Origin of the sequence: Mycobacterium hainanense (assembly GCF_041890355.1) — a bacterium.
In the GTDB taxonomy this organism is placed as follows: domain Bacteria; phylum Actinomycetota; class Actinomycetes; order Mycobacteriales; family Mycobacteriaceae; genus Mycobacterium; species Mycobacterium hainanense.
The window spans coordinates 1,465,725-1,483,099 of the sequence record NZ_CP169059.1 but is presented as its reverse complement, the minus strand read 5'-3'; the positions used below and the strand labels follow the sequence as shown (position 1 = coordinate 1,483,099).

At 70.2% G+C, this 17,375-nt stretch carries 16 protein-coding genes; 7 read left to right on the top strand and 9 right to left on the bottom strand.

What is annotated here, in order from left to right; all coding sequences use genetic code 11:
* Positions 1-24: 24 nt before the first annotated feature.
* Positions 25-588, bottom strand: coding sequence for a TIGR00730 family Rossman fold protein (locus ACEL92_RS07120; protein ID WP_374024920.1), 564 nt, complete (start codon positions 586-588; stop codon positions 25-27).
* Between the two features lie 60 nt (positions 589-648).
* Between ACEL92_RS07120 and ACEL92_RS07115 the strand changes: the two genes are divergently transcribed.
* A complete protein-coding gene (locus tag ACEL92_RS07115) occupies positions 649-2,772 on the top strand; it encodes an AAA family ATPase (RefSeq protein WP_374024919.1) in 2,124 nt (707 codons plus the stop codon).
* Positions 2,773-2,862: 90 nt separating this feature from the next.
* On the opposite strand, the gene dapE is transcribed toward ACEL92_RS07115, so the two are convergent.
* Positions 2,863-3,927 carry a succinyl-diaminopimelate desuccinylase gene (gene dapE / locus ACEL92_RS07110; protein WP_374024918.1) on the bottom strand — a complete coding sequence of 355 codons (1,065 nt, stop codon included), beginning with the start codon at positions 3,925-3,927 and terminating at the stop codon, positions 2,863-2,865.
* 36 nt (positions 3,928-3,963) lie between these two features.
* Between dapE and dapD the strand changes: the two genes are divergently transcribed.
* A complete protein-coding gene (dapD, locus tag ACEL92_RS07105) occupies positions 3,964-4,917 on the top strand; it encodes a 2,3,4,5-tetrahydropyridine-2,6-dicarboxylate N-succinyltransferase (protein WP_374026112.1) in 954 nt (317 codons plus the stop codon).
* Between the two features lie 6 nt (positions 4,918-4,923).
* Here the strand turns inward: dapD and ACEL92_RS07100 are convergent, their stop codons facing one another.
* The 4 genes from ACEL92_RS07100 to ACEL92_RS07085 form a co-directional block, all read right to left on the bottom strand.
* Positions 4,924-6,219, bottom strand: coding sequence for an MFS transporter (locus ACEL92_RS07100; RefSeq protein ID WP_374026111.1), 1,296 nt, complete (start codon positions 6,217-6,219; stop codon positions 4,924-4,926).
* A gap of 85 nt (positions 6,220-6,304) precedes the next feature.
* Positions 6,305-7,726 carry an acyl-CoA synthetase gene (locus ACEL92_RS07095; protein ID WP_374024917.1) on the bottom strand — a complete coding sequence of 474 codons (1,422 nt, stop codon included), beginning with the start codon at positions 7,724-7,726 and terminating at the stop codon, positions 6,305-6,307.
* Positions 7,727-7,755: 29 nt separating this feature from the next.
* Complete coding sequence (locus tag ACEL92_RS07090) at positions 7,756-8,664, bottom strand: alpha/beta fold hydrolase (RefSeq protein ID WP_374024916.1); 909 nt, start codon at positions 8,662-8,664, stop codon at positions 7,756-7,758.
* Positions 8,665-8,732: 68 nt separating this feature from the next.
* Complete coding sequence (locus ACEL92_RS07085; RefSeq protein ID WP_374024915.1) at positions 8,733-10,202, bottom strand: aldehyde dehydrogenase family protein; 1,470 nt, start codon at positions 10,200-10,202, stop codon at positions 8,733-8,735.
* 291 nt (positions 10,203-10,493) lie between these two features.
* Between ACEL92_RS07085 and ACEL92_RS07080 the strand changes: the two genes are divergently transcribed.
* The 5 genes from ACEL92_RS07080 to ACEL92_RS07060 all read left to right on the top strand — a co-directional run bounded on the left by ACEL92_RS07080 (position 10,494) and on the right by ACEL92_RS07060 (position 13,791).
* The gene (locus tag ACEL92_RS07080) at positions 10,494-11,039 is read left to right on the top strand and encodes a MaoC family dehydratase N-terminal domain-containing protein (RefSeq protein WP_374024914.1); all 546 of its coding nucleotides are present in this window, start codon (positions 10,494-10,496) and stop codon (positions 11,037-11,039) included.
* The gene (locus ACEL92_RS07075; protein WP_374024913.1) at positions 11,039-11,458 is read left to right on the top strand and encodes a Zn-ribbon domain-containing OB-fold protein; all 420 of its coding nucleotides are present in this window, start codon (positions 11,039-11,041) and stop codon (positions 11,456-11,458) included. The genes ACEL92_RS07080 and ACEL92_RS07075 overlap by 1 nt, the downstream gene beginning before the upstream one ends.
* A gap of 82 nt (positions 11,459-11,540) precedes the next feature.
* Positions 11,541-12,008, top strand: a complete 468-nt coding sequence (locus ACEL92_RS07070) for a MaoC family dehydratase (RefSeq protein ID WP_374024912.1) — start codon at positions 11,541-11,543, stop codon at positions 12,006-12,008.
* A complete protein-coding gene (locus ACEL92_RS07065) occupies positions 12,005-13,174 on the top strand; it encodes a lipid-transfer protein (RefSeq protein WP_374024911.1) in 1,170 nt (389 codons plus the stop codon). Before ACEL92_RS07070 ends, ACEL92_RS07065 begins: the two co-directional genes overlap by 4 nt.
* An 11-nt stretch (positions 13,175-13,185) precedes the next feature.
* The gene (locus ACEL92_RS07060; RefSeq protein WP_374024910.1) at positions 13,186-13,791 is read left to right on the top strand and encodes a TetR/AcrR family transcriptional regulator; all 606 of its coding nucleotides are present in this window, start codon (positions 13,186-13,188) and stop codon (positions 13,789-13,791) included.
* A 47-nt stretch (positions 13,792-13,838) separates the two neighbouring features.
* On the opposite strand, the gene ACEL92_RS07055 is transcribed toward ACEL92_RS07060, so the two are convergent.
* From ACEL92_RS07055 to pruA, 3 genes are all read right to left on the bottom strand, one after another.
* On the bottom strand, positions 13,839-14,585 hold the full coding sequence (locus tag ACEL92_RS07055; RefSeq protein ID WP_374024909.1) for an MBL fold metallo-hydrolase: 747 nt from the start codon (positions 14,583-14,585) through the stop codon (positions 13,839-13,841).
* A 119-nt stretch (positions 14,586-14,704) separates the two neighbouring features.
* Positions 14,705-15,667, bottom strand: a complete 963-nt coding sequence (locus ACEL92_RS07050) for a proline dehydrogenase family protein (RefSeq protein WP_374024908.1) — start codon at positions 15,665-15,667, stop codon at positions 14,705-14,707.
* On the bottom strand, positions 15,667-17,298 hold the full coding sequence (pruA, locus tag ACEL92_RS07045) for an L-glutamate gamma-semialdehyde dehydrogenase (RefSeq protein WP_374024907.1): 1,632 nt from the start codon (positions 17,296-17,298) through the stop codon (positions 15,667-15,669). Before pruA ends, ACEL92_RS07050 begins: the two co-directional genes overlap by 1 nt.
* Between the last annotated feature and the right edge of the window lie 77 nt (positions 17,299-17,375).

The window sequence follows — 17,375 nt, the reverse complement described above, 5'->3', positions numbered from 1 at the left end:
GGGGTGGCAGGAATGCCGGCGCCCTCAATCGGGTGCGCACGCCTCCACGGCGGCGCTCACCTTGTCGACCAGCATCAACCGGTCCATCGCCCGCTGCGAGACGTAGCCGCTGTCGAGCAGCCCGCACAGCCAGCGCCACAGGCCTTCGTAATGGCCCAGGGGATCGAGCAGGACGATGGGTTTGCCGTGCAGGCCGAGGTAGCCGGTGGTCCACGAGTCGAGCAACTCGTCCAGGGTGCCGACGCCGCCGGGCAGGACGATGAACGCGTCGGCGCGCTCCTCCATGACCTGCTTGCGCTCATGCATGGTCTCGGTGACGATCAGCTCGTCGGCCTCGGTGTCGGCGATTTCGCGGCGCATCAGGATCTGGGGGATGACGCCGACGGTCCGGCCCCCGCGGGCGCGCGCCGCGGTTGCCACCGCGCCCATCGCCGACACCCGGCCGCCGCCCCACACCAGGGTCCAGCCCCGCTCGGCGATGGCGTCGCCGAGTTCGGTAGCGACCGCGAGCAATTCGGGATGTTCGGGCCCGGACGCGCAGTACACACACACCGCCCGCTCGCCTGCTGGCTCGTGTTCCGGGGGCATACAACGAAAGGTAGACCAAGCTTGCTGCGGGCCGCATACCGCGCGCAATAAAATCCGGCGATGCCGATTCGATGGAACGTCCCCCGGCACGCGTCGGCCCTGGAGCGGCTGGCCGCGGCGCTCGCGACCGGCAGGGGTGCGGTCGTCCTGGGACCAGACGGCTGCGGCAAGTCAACCTTGGCCCGGATGGCCGCCGAAGAGTTCGGCCGCGACCACCCGGGCACCCGGGTCCGCTGGGTCACCGGCACCCCGACCGAGCGCGCGGTGCCGTTCGGCGCCTTCGGCCACCTGGTCGAGATCGCCGATATCGGCAAGCCGGCCGCGTTGTTGCGCGCCGCCCGGGCGTCATTGGACGGCCCCGACGAGGGGGACCTGCTGCTGGTGGTCGACGACGCGCATGCCCTGGACATCCTGTCGGCGACCCTGGTGTACCAGCTGGCGCTGGCGGGCCGGGCCAGGCTGATCGTCACCGGTCGCGCCGAGTCGTCTCCCGAGGCCATCGCGGCGCTGTGGACCGATCGCCTGCTTCCCCGGATCGACATCGCACCGACGGGTGGGATGACCACGGTGGCCGAGGTCGACGCGTTCCTCGCCGAAATCCCCGCCGCCGCCCGGTCGGTGCTGGACTACCTCGCCGTCGCGGAGCCGCTGTCGTTCGCCCACCTGAGCGCCCTGACCGGGGCGGACGCGATTCGCGAGGCCACCGATTGCGGGGCGGTGGAGACGCGGGCGCGTGGCGCGGCGTCGGACGAGCCGGTGGTGTACACGGCCCACGCGCTGTTCGCCGAGCGGGCGCTCGCCGCGCTCGGCGGTGAGGGTGCGCGACAACGGCGCACCGAGTTGGTGCGGCTGCTGTCGCAGCAACCGCCGGGGCACCTCAGCGACCGGCTGCGGTTGGCGTCGCTGGCCCTGGACAGCGACGCTCCGCAGCCGACGGCCGAGGTGGTGGCGGCCGCGCAGCAGGCGCTGCGGCTGGGCGATCTGGCCCTGGGCGAACGGCTGGCCTCCTCGGCGCTGGCGCGCTCCGGCGGGTTGGCGGCGCGGTTGGCGCTGGCGCACGCCCTGGGCTGGCAGGGCCGCGGCCGCGAGGCCGACGCGGTCCTGGCCGGCCTGGATCCCGCCGCGTTGACCGAAGCCGCGCTGATGGATTGGGCGCTGCTGCGCGCGGCCAACCAGTTCTGGATGCTCGGGGAGCCCGAGCGGGCCACCGCGTTTTTGCGCACCGTCCGCAACCGCGTCGCGGACGCGGGCGCGCGCACAACCCTCGACGCGCTGAGCGCCACCTTCGCGATGAACGCGGGCAACGTGGGACACGCCGTGAAGGTCGCCGGTGAGGTGTTGGCGGCGCCGGACGCGGACGACCAGGCGGTGGCCTGGGCGGCCAGCGCTGCGGCGCTGTGCGCCGCCCGGCAGGGGCGTTTCGACGACGTCGAGCCGCTGGCCCAGCGCGCCCTGGCCGCCGAACACCCGGGGTTGCTGCGTTTCACCGTCGGGCTGGGGCAGACCACCGCGTTGTTGATGGCGGGCCGGCTCGAGGCGGCCCGCGAGCTCGCCCAGCAGTTCACCGATTTCGCCGAGTTGCAGCAGCCGGGCCGCGCGATCGGCGAGGTGCTGCTGGCGCACGTGCTGCTCGCCGACGGTGAATTCGGCCGAGCCGCAGCGCTATTGGGTCCGGCGGCCGCGACGCTGGAACGCACGGGTTATTCGTGGGGGCCGCTGTCGTTGACGTTGTTGGCCACCGCCCTGGCCCAGCAGGGTGATATCGCGGCCGCGGGAAAGACATTGGGAAGGGCCGAATCCCGACACGGAACCAAGTCGGCGCTGTTCGCGCCGGAGCTCGGCGTCGCGCGGGCGTGGCGGCTGGCCTCGATGCGCGACGGGCATGGTGCGGTGGCCGCCGCCCGCGACGCCGCCCGGATGGCCGAGCGCGGTGGGCAGCGGGCGGTGGCGATGCGCGTGTGGCACGAGGCCGTGCGCCTCGGTGACACCCGTGCGGCCGATCCGCTGGGTCGACTCTGTGACGAGATCGACTGTGCGACGGGCCGGCTCGCGCTCGCCCATGCACAGGCGCTGGCGGCCGGCGACGGTGCGGCGCTGCGGGCGGTGTCGGACGACCTGGCCGCGGTGGGGATGCGCGCGGCGGCCGCGGACGCGGCCGCGCAGGCCCAGCGGTGCGGGAGCTGACCAGCCGCTCGCTCGCGCGTGTCACGCCAGCGTGGCGCTCGACGTCCCGCGCCACGCTGGCGTGACGTTGGGCGACGAGCGGGCGGAAATTCAGCCGCCGAGGTAGCCGCGCAACATGTCCACCGCGGCGGTGATGTTGGCGACCGGGACGCTCTCGTCGCGCCGGTGCGCGAGGTTGGGATCGCCGGGGCCGAAGTTGACGGCCGGGATGCCCAGCGCGGCGAAACGCGCGACGTCGGTCCACCCGTACTTCGCCCGGACCTGTCCCCCTGCGGCCTCGACCAGGGCCTTGGCCGCCGGCTGGGAGAGCCCGGGCAGCGCCCCCGCGGCGGCGTCGGTCTGCTCGATCTGCACGTCGAGCCCGTCGAACACCTCGTGCACGTGCTGCAGCGCCGCGGCCACGGACCGGTCGGGGGCGAAGCGGAAGTTGACCGTGACCGCGGCCGCGTCGGGGATGACGTTGCCCGCCACGCCGCCGTCGATGCGGACGGCGGAGAGGCCCTCGCGGTATTCGCAGCCGTCGATGTCCACGGTGCGCGCGGAGTAGGCGGCCAGCCGGTCCAGGACGGCGCCCAGCTTGTGAATGGCGTTGTCGCCCAGCCACGACCGCGCCGAGTGCGCCCGCGTCCCGGCGGCGCTGATCACGACCCGCAGCGTGCCCTGGCAGCCGGCCTCGATGTAGCCGCCGGTGGGTTCGCCCAGGATGGCCACGTCCGCGGACAGCCAGTCGGGCAGCTCGCGCTCGATGCGGCCCAAACCGTTTGCGGCCGCGTCGATTTCCTCGCAGTCGTAGAACACCAGGGTCAGGTCGTGCAGAGGCTCTGCCACGGTCGCGGCCAGGTGGAGGAAGACCGCGTCACCGGATTTCATGTCCGCGGCGCCGCACCCGTACAGGTCACCGTTCTCGCGGCGGCTGGGCAGGTTGCCGGCGACCGGGACGGTGTCCAGGTGCCCGGCCAGCAGGACCCGCGACGGCCGCTGGCGGCGGGTGCGCGCCAGCACGGCGTTGCCGTTGCGGACGATCTCGAAGCCGGACGTCTGGGCGCGCAGCGCGGCCTCCACCTCGTCGGCCAGGCGCGCCTCGTCTCGTGATTCGCTGGGGATGTCGACCAACGCCGCGGTCAGCTCGATCGGGTCCCCGCGCAAGTCCAGCACGGGTCCAAGGTTATCCGCTGCCGAGCGGCAAGTAACCTGACCGCCGTGACTGGAGCTGTAGGCATCGGGCTGGCAACGCTGGCCGCCGACGGGTCGATCCTCGACACGTGGTTTCCCGCACCGGAACTGACCGAATCGGGCACCGGCGGCACTTCGCGGCTCGCGTTGTCGGACATCCCGCCGGAGCTGGTGGCGCTGATCGGCCGGGACGACGACCGCGGCACCGAGAGCATCGCGGTGCGGACGGTCATCGGCTCGCTCGACGACGTGGCCGCCGACGCCTACGACGCCTACCTGCGGCTGCATCTGTTGTCGCACCGGCTGGTGGCGCCGCATGGGCTGAACGCCGGCGGCCTGTTCGGAGTGTTGACGAATGTCGTGTGGACCAACCGCGGGCCGTGCGCGGTCGACGGGTTCGAGGCCGTCCGGGCGCGGCTGCGCCGGCAGGGGCCGGTGACCGTCTACGGCATCGATAAGTTCCCGCGCATGGTCGACTACGTCGTGCCGACCGGGGTGCGCATCGCCGACGCCGACCGGGTGCGGCTGGGCGCCCACCTGGCGCCCGGCACCACGGTCATGCACGAGGGCTTCGTCAACTACAACGCCGGCACCCTGGGCGCGTCGATGGTCGAGGGCCGCATCTCGGCCGGCGTGGTGGTGGGCGACGGATCCGACATCGGCGGCGGGGCATCCATCATGGGCACGTTGTCCGGCGGCGGCACCGAAGTCATCTCGATCGGCAAGCGGTGCCTGCTCGGCGCCAACGCCGGGCTGGGCATCTCGCTGGGCGACGACTGCGTCGTGGAAGCCGGCCTCTACGTGACCGCGGGCACCAAGGTGGCCACGCCCGACGGCCAGCTGCTGAAGGCGCTGGAGCTGTCCGGCGGCAACAACCTGCTGTTTCGGCGCAACTCGGTGAGCGGGGCCGTCGAGGTGGTGGCCCGCGGCGGTCAGGGCATCGCCCTCAACGAGGACCTGCACGCCAACTGAGCGCGGCTATGCGTCCGCGGCGATTTTCTCCGCGGCCGGCGCGGCGCCGAGCGTCGTTCCTCTGGTTTCGGGCAGCAGATAGACGGACACGAAACTGGCCACCACCAGGGTGGCCATCATGAGCCCGATCGCCCAGCTGCCGTAGGTCGCCAGCAGCGTGCCGGCCATCAGCGGCGGCACCGCCGCGCCGAGGATGCCGGCCAGGTTCATCGCCACCGCCGCGCCGCTGTAGCGGTAGCGGGTGGCGAACAGTTCGGGCACGAACGCCGCGGTGGGACCGTTGGCCACCGCGGCGGCGCCGAACATGCCGACGATGGCGACGACGTACAACACCGGCTTGCGGGTGTCCAGCAGCGGGATGACCGCGAACGCCCACGGCAGGCAGGCCGCCAGCCCGCAGAGCATTACCCGGCGTCGGCCGACGCGGTCGGAGATCCACGCCGAGAACGCGACGAACACCATGCTGGTGAGCCCGCCCAGCGCGCCGATGCCCCAGATGAAGCTCCGCGAGTAGCCCAGATGGTTGTGGGCGTACATGACGAGGAAGGTGTTGCCCAGGTAGACGAAGCCCATACCACCCAGGAAGCTGCCCGCGACGAGGACGATCTCGCGCCGCTGTAACCGCAGCAGCTCCGCGAGCGGCGCCTTGGGCACCAGGTCGCGGGCTTTCTCCTCCACGAACAGCGGGGTCTCTTCGATGTTCAGCCGCACGTACAACGCGATGCCGATCAGCCCGCTGCTGATCAGGAACGGGACCCGCCATCCCCATGCCATGAACGCCGAGCTGTTCTCGCCCATGGTGAGGTTGACGGCGAGGAAGGTCAGGCTGGCGAGGATCCCGGCGGTGCCGCCACCGAGCAGGGTGAACATGCCGTACCAGCCGCGCTTGCCGGTAGGGGCGTACTCGGCGCTGAGCAGCACCGATCCCGCCCACTCGCCGCCGACCGCGAACCCCTGCATCAGCCGCAGCACGATGAGGATCAGCGGCGCCGCGATGCCGATCGACGCCGTGCTGGGGACCAGGCCCACGCTCACCGTCGATGCGCCCATGATCAGCAGCGTGGCGACCAGCGTCTTCTTGCGGCCGAGCCGGTCGCCAAAGTAACCGAAGACGGCCGCCCCCAACGGGCGGGACAGGAACGCCGTCGCGAACGTCGCCATGGCGGCGACGGTGGCCAGCGTCGGGCCGAGGGCCGGGAAGAACACGGTGGGAAACACCAGGGCCGCCGCGGTCCCGTAGATCAGGAAGTCGTAGAACTCGATGGCCGAGCCGACGAGACAGGCGGCGGCGATCCGCCGCATGGGGGTGGTAGGCCGGTTCACGGTTACGACGGTAGGTGAAGCTTCCCGGTCGCGCCCGGCGCTGGAGCTGGCAACTTCCTGCGTGTCAGCCGTCGGACAGCAGCTGCTTTTTCAGCACCTTGCCCATCGCGTTGCGGGGCAGCGCGTCCACCAGGCGCACCTCGCGTGGCCGCTTGTGCACGGAAAGCTGTTGCGCGACGTAGTTGATCAGGTCGTCGGCGTTCAGCCCTTCCTCGCCGACGAGGAACGCGACGATCCGCTGGCCGAGATCCTGGTCCGGCATTCCGACGACCGCGGCCTCGCGCACCCCGGGATGTCCCAGCAGCGCGGCCTCGATCTCGCCTGCACCGATCCGGTAGCCGCCCGACTTGATCAGGTCGACCGATTCGCGGCCGACGATGCGGTGCATGCCGCCGCCGTCGATGACGGCCACATCACCGGTGCGGTACCAGCCGTCGGCGCCGAACGCCTCCGCGGTGGCATCCGGCCGGTTCAGGTAGCCGTCGAACATCATCGGGCCCCGAACCTCAAGGCGCCCAACGGTTTCCCCGTCGTGCGGCACCGGGTCGCCGTTGTCGTCGAGCAACCTCGTCTGCACGCCGGCCAGTGGCAAACCCACCCAGCCCGCACGTCGCTCGCCGTCGGCGCGGGTGGACAGTGTGATCAGCGATTCGGAGGCGCCGTAGCGTTCGACCGGCTCGTGCCCGGTCAGCTCGGCCAGCCGGTCGAACACCGGCACCGGCAGCGGCGCGCTCCCCGAAACGAGCAGCCGCGCCGGGCGCAGCGCCCGGGCGACGGCCTCGTCCGCGACCACCCGCGACCACACGGTCGGCACCGCGAAAAACAGCGTGCCGCCCAAATCCGAGCACGCCTGCGCGTAATTCGCCGGCGTCGGTTTCCCGGTGTGCACGAAGCGGTTTCCCACCCGCAGCGACCCGAGCAACCCCAGCACTAGCCCGTGCACGTGAAACAGCGGCAGGCCGTGCACCAGCACGTCGTCGGGCGTCCACTGCCAGGCGTCGGCCAGGGCGTCGACGTCTGCGGCGATCGCGCGCCGGCTCAGCACCACCCCCTTGGGCGGCCCGGTGGTCCCGGAGGTGTAGATGATCATCGCGGTGGCGTCGGGCGACGGCTCGGGGTAGCGGTGCCAGGACCGGGCGTGCAGCCGCACCGGGATGTGCGGCAGCCCCTGCGACTCGTCCGGGACGGGGCCGAGCCAGGCCCGCACCCCCGAATCGGTGAGCATGTGACGGCGCTCGGCCGCGCCGACGTCGGCGGGCACCGGGACGAACGGCACGCCGGCGATCAGGCAACCGGTGACCGCCAGCACCGTCGACGCGGTCGGCGTGGCCAGGATCGCGACCCGCTGCGCGCCGGCGACCCGCTCGGCCACCGACGTCGCGGCGCCAACCAGGTCGCTGCGGCTCAGCACGGCGCCGTCGATGCGCACCGCGTCGTCGATGTCGGTGGCGTTGACCGCCGCGGGATTCAGGGACGCCAGCAGCACGTCAGCAGGCTACCCGGCCGCGCAGAGGGTCAGTCTTGCTCGTCCCAGATCTTGGTCAGGGTGGACAGGATCTCCTCGCCGCGGCCCAGGCCGCCGAGGTGGCTCTCGCCGGGAAGCACGATGAGTTCACAGTCGGGCAGCAGGGACACGACGTGCTCGCCGTGCGCGAACGGCACGATGTGGTCGCTGTCGCCGTGCCACCAGCGGACCGGGACCTTGACCTCGTCGAGCCGGAATCCCCAGTCCTGGGTGAACAGGATGATGTCGTTGAACGGGGCCGCCAGCTGTTTGCGGCTGCCGTTGAGCAGGTCGTCGAGGAACATCGCACCGAACTCCGGCCGGGTCAGCAGGCGCCGGTCGCCCTCGGGCGATATCGCGGCGTAGAGAAGCAGCCCGGGGTTCGCGACCGGTCGAATCATCCGGATGACCAGACTCGCGCCGATCCGCAGGGGATCGCCGCCCAGCTTCAGCAGGGGCGCGATCCGCTTGCCCAGGTTCATCAGCCCGCTGGTGATGCCCTCGTCGCCGAGGAACGGCGCGACGCCGCCGAGGATGCCGGCGGCCACGACGCGATCGGAGAGCACGGCGGCGGCCGCCAGCGCGTAGGGGCCGCCGCCGGACAGGCCGATGACGGCCATCTTGTCGATGCCCAGTGTGTCGGCGATGGTGCCCAGGTCGTCGGCGAAGGCCCGGATATTCGGATAGCGGTGGGGCGTCGAGGAGCCGGTTCCGGGGCGGTCCAGGCCGATCAGGCGGATGTGGTGGTGCTCGGCATAGACGCGCGCCTCGACCGGGATCTGCCGACGGGCGCCGGGCGTTCCGTGGAACCAGAACATCGCGCGGCCCTGCGGGTCACCGAATTCGGCGAAGCCGATCTGGCGGTCCTCGCCGACGGCGACGTTTCCTTCGAGCTTGGGGCGGGCGATCTCGATGACCATCTCAGCAGCCTCGCATGTGACGGGCAGTTTACAAAAGGCTCACCGACGTCGGGCTCGCATCGGAGCCGTCATGCCGGGATCCCGATGGCCTTCACCTCCATGTACTGGTGCAGCCCGGTGATGCCGCCGCTCTCCCGCCCGAACCCGCTCAGCTTGAACCCGCCGAACGGCGCGTCGCCCGGCCCGATGCCGTTGACGGCGACCTGACCCGTTCGCATCCGCCGCGCGACGGCGAGCGCGCGGTCCACGTCGGCGCCCCACACGGCGCCCGAGAGCCCGTAGCACGAGTTGTTCGCGATCGCGACGGCGTCGTCGTCGTCGCGGTAGCGCAGCACCGACAGCACCGGCCCGAACACTTCCTCCTGCGCGATCGTCGAATCCGGTTGCACGCCGGTGAGAATCGTCGGTTCGAAGTAGTAGCCGACGTCCAGGCCGGCCGGGCGACCGCCGCCGGTGGCCAGCGTCGCGCCGTCGCGGACCGCCCCGTCGACGTGGGCCTGCACCCGGTCGCGTTGCGCGGCGCTGATGAGCGGGCCCATCTGCACCGTCGGGTCCGTGGGGTCGCCGACCTTGACGTCGCAGGCCAGCACCACGAGCCGGTCGACGATGTCGTCGTGCAACGAATCGGGAAGCAGTAGCCGGCTGTGCAGGATGCAGGCCTGCCCGGCGTGCAACGAGCAGCAATCGAACAGCATTTGCCGCAGCATCTCGTCGGTCACCTGGGTGTCGTCGAGGATGATGCTGGCCGACTTTCCGCCACACTCCAACAGCAGCCGCTTCATGGCGTCGCCCGCGGACCGCATGACCTCGCACCCGACGGCGGAGCTGCCGGTGAAGCTGATCATGTCGATGCGCGGATCCGTGGTGAGCAGTTTGGCGGCCTCAAGCCCCGACGGGGTGACGACATTGACCACGCCCGGCGGGATGTCGGTCTCCTCGTCGATGATGCGCGCCAGCGCGAGCCCGGCCAGCGGCGTCAGCGGCGACGGCTTGAGCACGACGGTGTTGCCCGCGGCCAGCGCATTGTTGACCTTCATGACGTTGAGGCAGTGCGGGAAGTTCCACGGCGTCAGGATCGATACGACGCCGAGCGGCTCGTGTCGCAGCAGCGTCGTTCCGGCTCCGATTCCGGTGACCGGCTCGTCGACCAGCTTGGTGGCGAGCTGGGCGGCATGCATGGACATGTAGCCGGCGCCGTCGATTTGCATCACGCGCTCGTTGCTTACGCAGCCCCATTCGATCTGGGACAGCGCGAAGATCTCGTCCGCGTGCGTGAGCAGGGCCGCACCGAGCTGGTTGAGGCACCCGGCCCGCTCGTCGGGGCCCATGCGGCCCCAAGGCCCGTTGTCGAACGCGCGGCGGGCGGCGTCGATGGCCGCGCCGACCTGGGCGACGCTCGCGTCGGGGGCGGTGCCGATGGGTTGCTCGGTGGCCGGGTTGATGTCGTCGTAGCGACCGTCCGCCGGCTCGACCCATCTCCCGTCGATGTAGAGCTGATAGGTGTCGACGAGGGGTCGCGGAGTTTGCAGCTCGGTCATGCGCTTCCTCACCCGAAAGTCGGTCATGTAAACCCTTGGTGTACACCCACGCCTCCGGCGGGGTCAATCATCAACCAGGCAATTGCGCACCGTTTCCGCGCTTCGTACCGGTGTTGACAGGGCCGGGGCGCCAGGGTAAACACAAGGCCGCAAGACACATCACACCAATGTGTCGGATCGCTTGTTCCGGGAGGCCGCGTGCGGACCGCTTTTCACCGCGTTTTCTTGTCGCGCCGAACTTTTCGTTCTCGTGAGCTTCGCGCCACCGCAGACTAGGAGGACACCACCACAGTGACCGACTCGGAAACCGTCAGCGCCAAGGTGCGCGCCCTCGTCGGCCGGCCGACCGGCGGCAGCGGAAAGCCCTCGCTGGCCCCGGATCCGGTCAATCAGCCGATGATCCGGCACTGGGCCTACGCGATGGCCGACATGAACCCCGTCTATCTCGACCCCGAGTTCGCCGAAAAGTCGCGGTTCGGCGGCATCGTGTCGCCGCCGGTGATGCTGCAGACCTGGACGATGCCGTCGCCGATCCTGGAGGGCATCGGCGAGCGTGGCGGCGCGCCCATCGAAATCAAAAGCAACCCAACGCGGTTCCTCGACGAGGCCGGATACACCAGCACGGTGGCCACCAACTCGGAGTTCGAGATCGAGCGTTACCCGCGCCTGGGTGACATCATCAGCGCGACGACGGTGTACGAATCGGTCTCCGAGGAAAAGAAGACGGCGCTGGGCACCGGCTTCTTCTTGACCTGGCTGACCACCTACACCGACCAGAACGGAGAAGTTCTGGGGCGCCAGCGATTCCGCGTGCTGCGGTTCAGGCCGGAGCGCTGATGGCGACTCGGCCGGCACCGGCCATCACCGGAGACTCCGAGTTCTTCTGGAATGGGTTGCGGGACAACAAGCTTTTGATCCAGCGCTGCGGCGGATGCGGACAGCTGCGCCACCCACCCCGCCCGATGTGCCCGCACTGCCGTTCCTTGGACTGGGACACCGTCGAATCGTCGGGGCGCGGCACCGTCTACAGCTACGTGCTGCCGCACGAGCCGAAGTTCCCGTTCTTCGAATATCCCTACGTCGTCGTGCTCGTGGAACTCGAAGAGGGCGTGCGGCTGGTGTCCAACCTCACTGACGTCAACCCGGCCGAGGTGAGAACCGGAATGCCGGTTGAGGCGCATTACCAGGGTTTCGACGGTCCTGGCTTCCAGGACCTGGTGCTGCATCAATTCCGGCCGGCGACCGAGGCGAGCTGATGGACTTCAATTTCACCGAAGAGCCGGAGACCCCTTTCAAGCTCGCCCGCGACCTCGGCGAGGCGTTCCCGGAAGGACGCCCATGACGACGACCACCAGCCGCACCACCACCCTGCGCTGGGCGGACATCTCCGTCGGCGACGAGGTCACCCCGCTCGAAGTCCCGATCACCACGACGATGATCGTCGCCGGGGCGATCGCCACCCGCGACTTCATGCCCGTGCACCACGACCGCGACTACGCCAACAAGCAGGGCTCGCCCAACCTGTTCATGAACATCCTGACCACCAACGGCTACTGCGTGCGGTTCCTCACCGACTGGGCCGGACCCGAGGCGATGGTGAAGAATCTGTCGATTCGCCTTGGCGTGCCGTGCTTTCCGGACGACCCGCTGCGCTTCACCGGCAGCGTCACTCAGAAGACCGAGGGCACCGGGGGTGAGAACTTCGTCGAGGTGGCTTTCAAGGGGTCTAACAGCCTGGGCGACCACGTCTCGGGCACCGCGGTCCTGAGCCTGCTCGACGGGGCGTTCGAAAGGAACCAAGCGTGAGCGGCTCGCTGCCCGGCGCCGCCGCCATCGTCGGGATCGGCCAGACCGAGTTCTCCAAGGAATCCGGCCGCAGCGAACTGCAATTGGCGTGCGAGGCGGTGAGCGCCGCGCTCGACGACGCCGGCCTGAGACCCGGCGACGTCGACGGCATGGTCACCTTCACGATGGATTCCAGCGACGAGATCGAGATCGCGCGCAACGTCGGCATCGGCGACCTGAGCTTCTTCTCCCGCGTGCACCACGGCGGCGGGGCGGCCGCCGGCACCGTCGTGCACGCCGCGATGGCCGTCGCGACGGGCGTCGCCGACGTGGTGGTGTGCTGGCGCGCCTTCAACGAACGCTCCGGCCTGCGGTTCGGCGGCAGCGGGCGCACCGACCTGGGGACCCCGCTGTTCATGGCGCACTACGCGCCGTTCGGATTGCTCACCCCCGCGGCGTGGGTCGCGATGCACGCCCAGCGCTACATGTCCACGTACGGCGTCACCAACGAAAACTTCGGCCGCATCGCGGTCGTGGACCGCACCCACGCGGCCCGCAATCCCGACGCCTGGTTCTACCAGCGCCCGATAACGCTGGAAGACCACCAGAATTCGCGCTGGATCGTCGAACCGGTGCTGCGGCTGCTGGATTGCTGCCAGGAAAGCGACGGCGGCGTCGCGCTCGTGGTCACCAGCGCCGAACGCGCGCGCGACCTCCGACAGCCGCCGGCGATCATCACCGCGGCGGCCCAGGGCGCGGCCGCCAACGGCGAGATGATGACGAGCTACTACCGTGACGACATCACCGGCCTGCCTGAGATGGGCGTGGTCGCCGACAGGCTGTGGCGGGACTCAGGTCTCAAGCCGCAGGACATCCAAACCGCTTTCATCTACGACCATTTCACGCCGTTCGTGTTCACCCAGCTGGAGGAGCTCGGGTTCTGCGGGCGCGGCGAGGCGAAGGACTTCGCCACCGTCGAGCGGCTTTCGTTGGGTGGGGAATTCCCGATCAACACCAACGGCGGGCTGCTGGGCGAGGCCTACATCCACGGCATGAACGGCATCACCGAGGGGGTGCGCCAGGTGCGGGGCACGTCGTACAACCAGGTCGACAACGTCGAGCACGTCCTGGTCACGTCGGGCACCGGGGTGCCCACCAGCGGGCTGATCCTCGCGCCCTCGGACTAGAGGGTGCCGTGATGACGCAGGCGGCCCAGGGCATCGACACCCGCGAGCTGATCGTGGAATCCGCGTACACCTGCTTCGCCAGGCAGGGGCTGCAGAAGGCGACGATCGTCGACATCGCTCGGACGGCAGGCGTTTCCCGCAGCACCATCTACGAGTACTTTTCCGACAAGGGCGCGATCATCGAAGCGTGCGCCGAACACGCCTCCGAGCGGTTCTACCGCGAGATGTCCAAGGCCATGGACAGGGGCGGTTCGCTTGAGGAAAAGCTCAGCCAGGCCGCTGTTTTCGTGACACAGGCGCGTCGGTCCATCGCGTCGGAGAAGTACTTCGACGAGGACGCGGTCAGTCTGCTGCTGACCAAGGACGCCGCCGTGCTGCTGCGTGAGTGCGTCGACTTCTTCGCGCCCTACCTGTCGGCAGCGCGGCTCACCGGTGAGGTGCGCAAGGACCTCGACGTCGAGGCCGCCGCGGAATGGTATGCGCGCATATTGTTCTCGCTCTTCAGCACGCCGTCCTCGATGCGGGACATGGACGATCCCGAGGTGGCCGCCGAGTTCGTGCGGGCACACGTGGTGCGTGGCTTCGCGGGCGACCGGCCGCGGCCGCGCCGCGCATAGCCCTCCGGCATTGTTTCCGCCGCGCGCCCAGCGGCCGCTCTATCACTTCAGCGCCGCTGCCCCGGCCAGACGGTTTCGGTGACGTGAACCGGCCGGCCATGGCCGGGCAAGAGATGCGCAACCGGCAACTCTTCCAAGCGCTTTCGGGTGGCGGCGGCGCTCGCCGGGTCGACGATTTCCGGCGTGTGCCATACCTTGCCGCGCACGGTCAGCACGGCGTCGCCGGACAGCAGCGTCCGGGTCGTGGCATTCCACAGCGCGACGCTGTCGTCGGTGTGTCCGCCCGCGTCGATGACGGTCCACTCCGGTGCGCCGGGCAGCGACTGGCCGTCGGTCAGTCCCCCGCGGGGCGACTCCCCCGTCCAGCGCATGCCGGCCGGCGTGCCGTACCCCGCGATGCGGGCGCCGCCGAGGAACCCGCTGACGCCGACGCGATCGAGCGGCTGGTCCATCAGGGTCGGCCAGATGCGCGCGGCCCGGCCCAGGGTCGGCGTACGCGGTTTCGTTCCGTCGAGGTAAGGAAGCGTGCGGGCGGGCAACCAGATGGGGGCGGGATAGCGGGCGGCCACTGCGGCCGCGCCGGCGACATGGTCGCTGTGCCCATGCGTCGCCACCACGGCGTGCACGGTGCCGCCGAGCCGATTGAGCATCCCCGCCAGATCGCTGGCGACCCGCGGTAACCCGGCATCGACCACCACCGCGCCGTCATCGCCGCGCAGGACGTAGCAGTTGAAGACCCAGCGCGAGACCCGGGTGATGCCCAGATCGGGCATCTCGTCGACGACCAGGCTCATGGCCGACAGGCTACGCCCGGCTCACGCGCAAAACCCCGCGAGCTTCGAGTGTGCGGCCAGGGCGCTGATTGTCGGCGTGTCGCCTCCCTGACGGCACACTGAAAGCCCTCAACGCACACTCAGTGTCCGCGCTGCGCCAGCGCCCGCAGAAAGAAGGTCAGGTTGGCGGGCCGCTCGGCCAGCCGGCGCATGAAGTAGCCGTACCACTGGGTGCCGAACGGCACATACACGCGGACCTGGTTTCCCGCTTCGGCCAGCCGGCGCTGCTCGAGATCGCGGATGCCGTACAGCATCTGGTACTCGAAATCGGCTACGGAACGCCCGGATTCGCGTGCCAGCGCGGGCACCGCCTCGACGATGGCCGGGTCGTGGCTGGCCACCATCGGGTAGCCCGAGCCGGCCATCAACACGCGCAGGCAGCGCAGGTAGGCCTGCGTGACGGCGCCGGGCTCGCGATGGGCGACGGCCGCCGGTTCGTCGTAAGCGCCCTTGCACAACCGAATTCGCGCCCCGGCCGCCGCGAATTCCTCGCAGTCGGCAAGGGTGCGCCGCAGGTAGGCCTGCAATGCCACCCCGAGCCACGGGAAGTCTGCCCGCAGGTCGCCCACGATCGCCAGCGTCGAATCCGTCGTCGTGTGGTCTTCGGCGTCCACCGTCACCCACACACCGGCCCGCTGCGCCGCCTCGCAAATCGCGTGGGCGTTCTCCCGGGCGACCTTCTCCCCGTCGCGCCCCATCGACTGTCCCAGCGCCGACAACTTCAGCGACACCTCGAGCGGACGGACGGGGGTGCCGCCGTCGAACCGGGCGAAGTGGCCGATCAGATCGAGATAGACCCGCACCGCCGCGTCGGCGTCGGCGGGGTCGGTCACGTCTTCGCCCAGGTAATCGACGCTGACCAAGCGGCCCGAAGAGCGAAGCGCCGCAACGCTGTCCAGCGCGCTGTCGACCGTCTCGCCGGGGACGAAGCGGTGCACCACCCGGCGGGTCACCGGCAGCCCTTCGGCGGCGCGGCGCAATCCCGGTCGCCTGCTGGCGGCCATGATCGCCGGCCGGATGGTACTGGCGAACACGCCGGCCATCAGTCGGCCGCCATGTGCGGATACGTGTGGTCGGTCGCCGGGACGAACGTCTCCTTGAGGGTGCGGGCCGACGTCCAGCGCAGCAGGTTGAGCACCGACCCGGCCTTGTCGTTGGTGCCCGAACCGCGCGAGCCACCGAACGGCTGGCGTCCGACGACCGCGCCGGTGGGCTTGTCGTTGACGTAGAAGTTTCCGGCCGCGAAGCGCAGGCGCTCCTGCGCGGTCAGCACGGCGTCGCGGTCGTCGGCAATGACCGCCCCGGTCAGGGCGTACCGCGAGCCGCTGTCGATGACGTCGAGGATTCGTTCGTAGTCGTCGTCGGGGTACACGTGCAACGACAGCAGCGGACCGAAATACTCGGTGGCGAACGACTCGTCGGTGGGGTCGTCGGAGAGCAGCACCGTGGGGCGCACGAAATAGCCGACGCTGTCGTCGTATTCGCCGCCCACCGCGATGGTGACGTGGGCGGCGCTCTTGGCCCGCTCGATGGCGTCGACGTTCTTGGCGAACGCCTTCCTGTCGATCAGCGCGCCGCCGTAGTTGCTCAGGTCGGTGACGTCGCCGTAGCGCAGCGCGGCGGTCTGGCCCAAGAAGTCGTCGCCCATCCTGCGCCACACCGAACGCGGCACGAACGCCCGCGACGCCGCCGAGCATTTCTGCCCCTGGTAGTCGAACGCGCCGCGGATCAGCGCGGTGCGCAGCACATCCGGCCGCGCCGAGGGGTGCGCCACCACGAAGTCCTTGCCGCCGGTCTCGCCCACCAGCCGCGGATAACTCTGGTAGCGGCCGATGTTGGCGCCCACCTGCTGCCACAGGTGAGCGAAGGTGGCCGTCGACCCGGTGAAGTGGATGCCGGCCAGCCGCGGGTCGGCCAGCGCGACGTCGGAGACCGCGAAGCCGTCGCCGGTGACGAGGTTGATCACGCCGGGCGGCAACCCGGCCGCCTCGAGCAACTGCATGGTCAGGTAGGCCGACAGCGTCTGGGTGATCGACGGCTTCCACACCACCGTGTTGCCCATCAGCGCGGGCGCGGTCGGCAGGTTGCCGGCGATCGAGGTGAAGTTGAACGGCGTGATGGCGTAGACGAAGCCGTCCAGCGGGCGGTAGTCGCTGCGGTTCCATTCGCCGGGGCCGCTGATGGGCTGCTGCGCCAGGATCTGGCGCGCGAAGGCCACGTTGAAGCGCCAGAAGTCGATCTGCTCGCAGGGCGAGTCGATTTCGGCCTGGTAGGCGGACTTGGACTGGCCGAGCATCGTCGCAGCGGCGATCTTCTCCCGCCACGGCCCGGCCAGCAGCTCGGCGGCCCGCAAGAACACCGCCGCGCGCTCGTCGAAAGGCATTGCAGCCCAGGCGGCCTTGGCGGCCGTGGCGGCGTCGATCGCCGCCACGGCATCGGCGTGGCCGGCATTCGTCAGGGTGCCCAGCTTGGCGCAATGCCGGTGCGGCTGGACGACGTCGATGCGATCGCCGTCGCCCATTCGGTGTCTGCCGCCGATTACGTGTGGGAGGTCGATCGGGTGGTCGGCGAGCGCGGCCAATTGGCCGCGCAGTCGGCTGCGTTCGGGCGAGTGCGGCGCATAGTCGTGGACCGGCTCGTTGGCCGGCAACGGCACTTCGGTGATCGCGTCCATGGTGCCAGGATCCTCGCGAGGCCGACCCCCCGAGTTAGCCAACCGGACAATATCGGATCCATTCGGTAGTACGATCG

What these genes read in the sequence shown, in the direction of transcription:
- ACEL92_RS07120 (WP_374024920.1), bottom strand. Translation starts at nt 588, where the DNA reads ATGCCCCCGGAACACGAGCCAGCAGGCGAGCGGGCGGTGTGTGTGTAC.
- ACEL92_RS07115 (WP_374024919.1), top strand. Translation starts at nt 649, where the DNA reads ATGCCGATTCGATGGAACGTCCCCCGGCACGCGTCGGCCCTGGAGCGG.
- ACEL92_RS07100 (WP_374026111.1), bottom strand. Translation starts at nt 6,219, where the DNA reads ATGCGGCGGATCGCCGCCGCCTGTCTCGTCGGCTCGGCCATCGAGTTC.
- ACEL92_RS07090 (WP_374024916.1), bottom strand. Translation starts at nt 8,664, where the DNA reads ATGGTCATCGAGATCGCCCGCCCCAAGCTCGAAGGAAACGTCGCCGTC.
- ACEL92_RS07085 (WP_374024915.1), bottom strand. Translation starts at nt 10,202, where the DNA reads ATGACCGAGCTGCAAACTCCGCGACCCCTCGTCGACACCTATCAGCTC.
- ACEL92_RS07075 (WP_374024913.1), top strand. Translation starts at nt 11,039, where the DNA reads ATGGCGACTCGGCCGGCACCGGCCATCACCGGAGACTCCGAGTTCTTC.
- ACEL92_RS07070 (WP_374024912.1), top strand. Translation starts at nt 11,541, where the DNA reads ATGACGACGACCACCAGCCGCACCACCACCCTGCGCTGGGCGGACATC.
- ACEL92_RS07060 (WP_374024910.1), top strand. Translation starts at nt 13,186, where the DNA reads ATGACGCAGGCGGCCCAGGGCATCGACACCCGCGAGCTGATCGTGGAA.
- ACEL92_RS07055 (WP_374024909.1), bottom strand. Translation starts at nt 14,585, where the DNA reads ATGAGCCTGGTCGTCGACGAGATGCCCGATCTGGGCATCACCCGGGTC.
- ACEL92_RS07050 (WP_374024908.1), bottom strand. Translation starts at nt 15,667, where the DNA reads ATGGCCGGCGTGTTCGCCAGTACCATCCGGCCGGCGATCATGGCCGCC.
- pruA (WP_374024907.1), bottom strand. Translation starts at nt 17,298, where the DNA reads ATGGACGCGATCACCGAAGTGCCGTTGCCGGCCAACGAGCCGGTCCAC.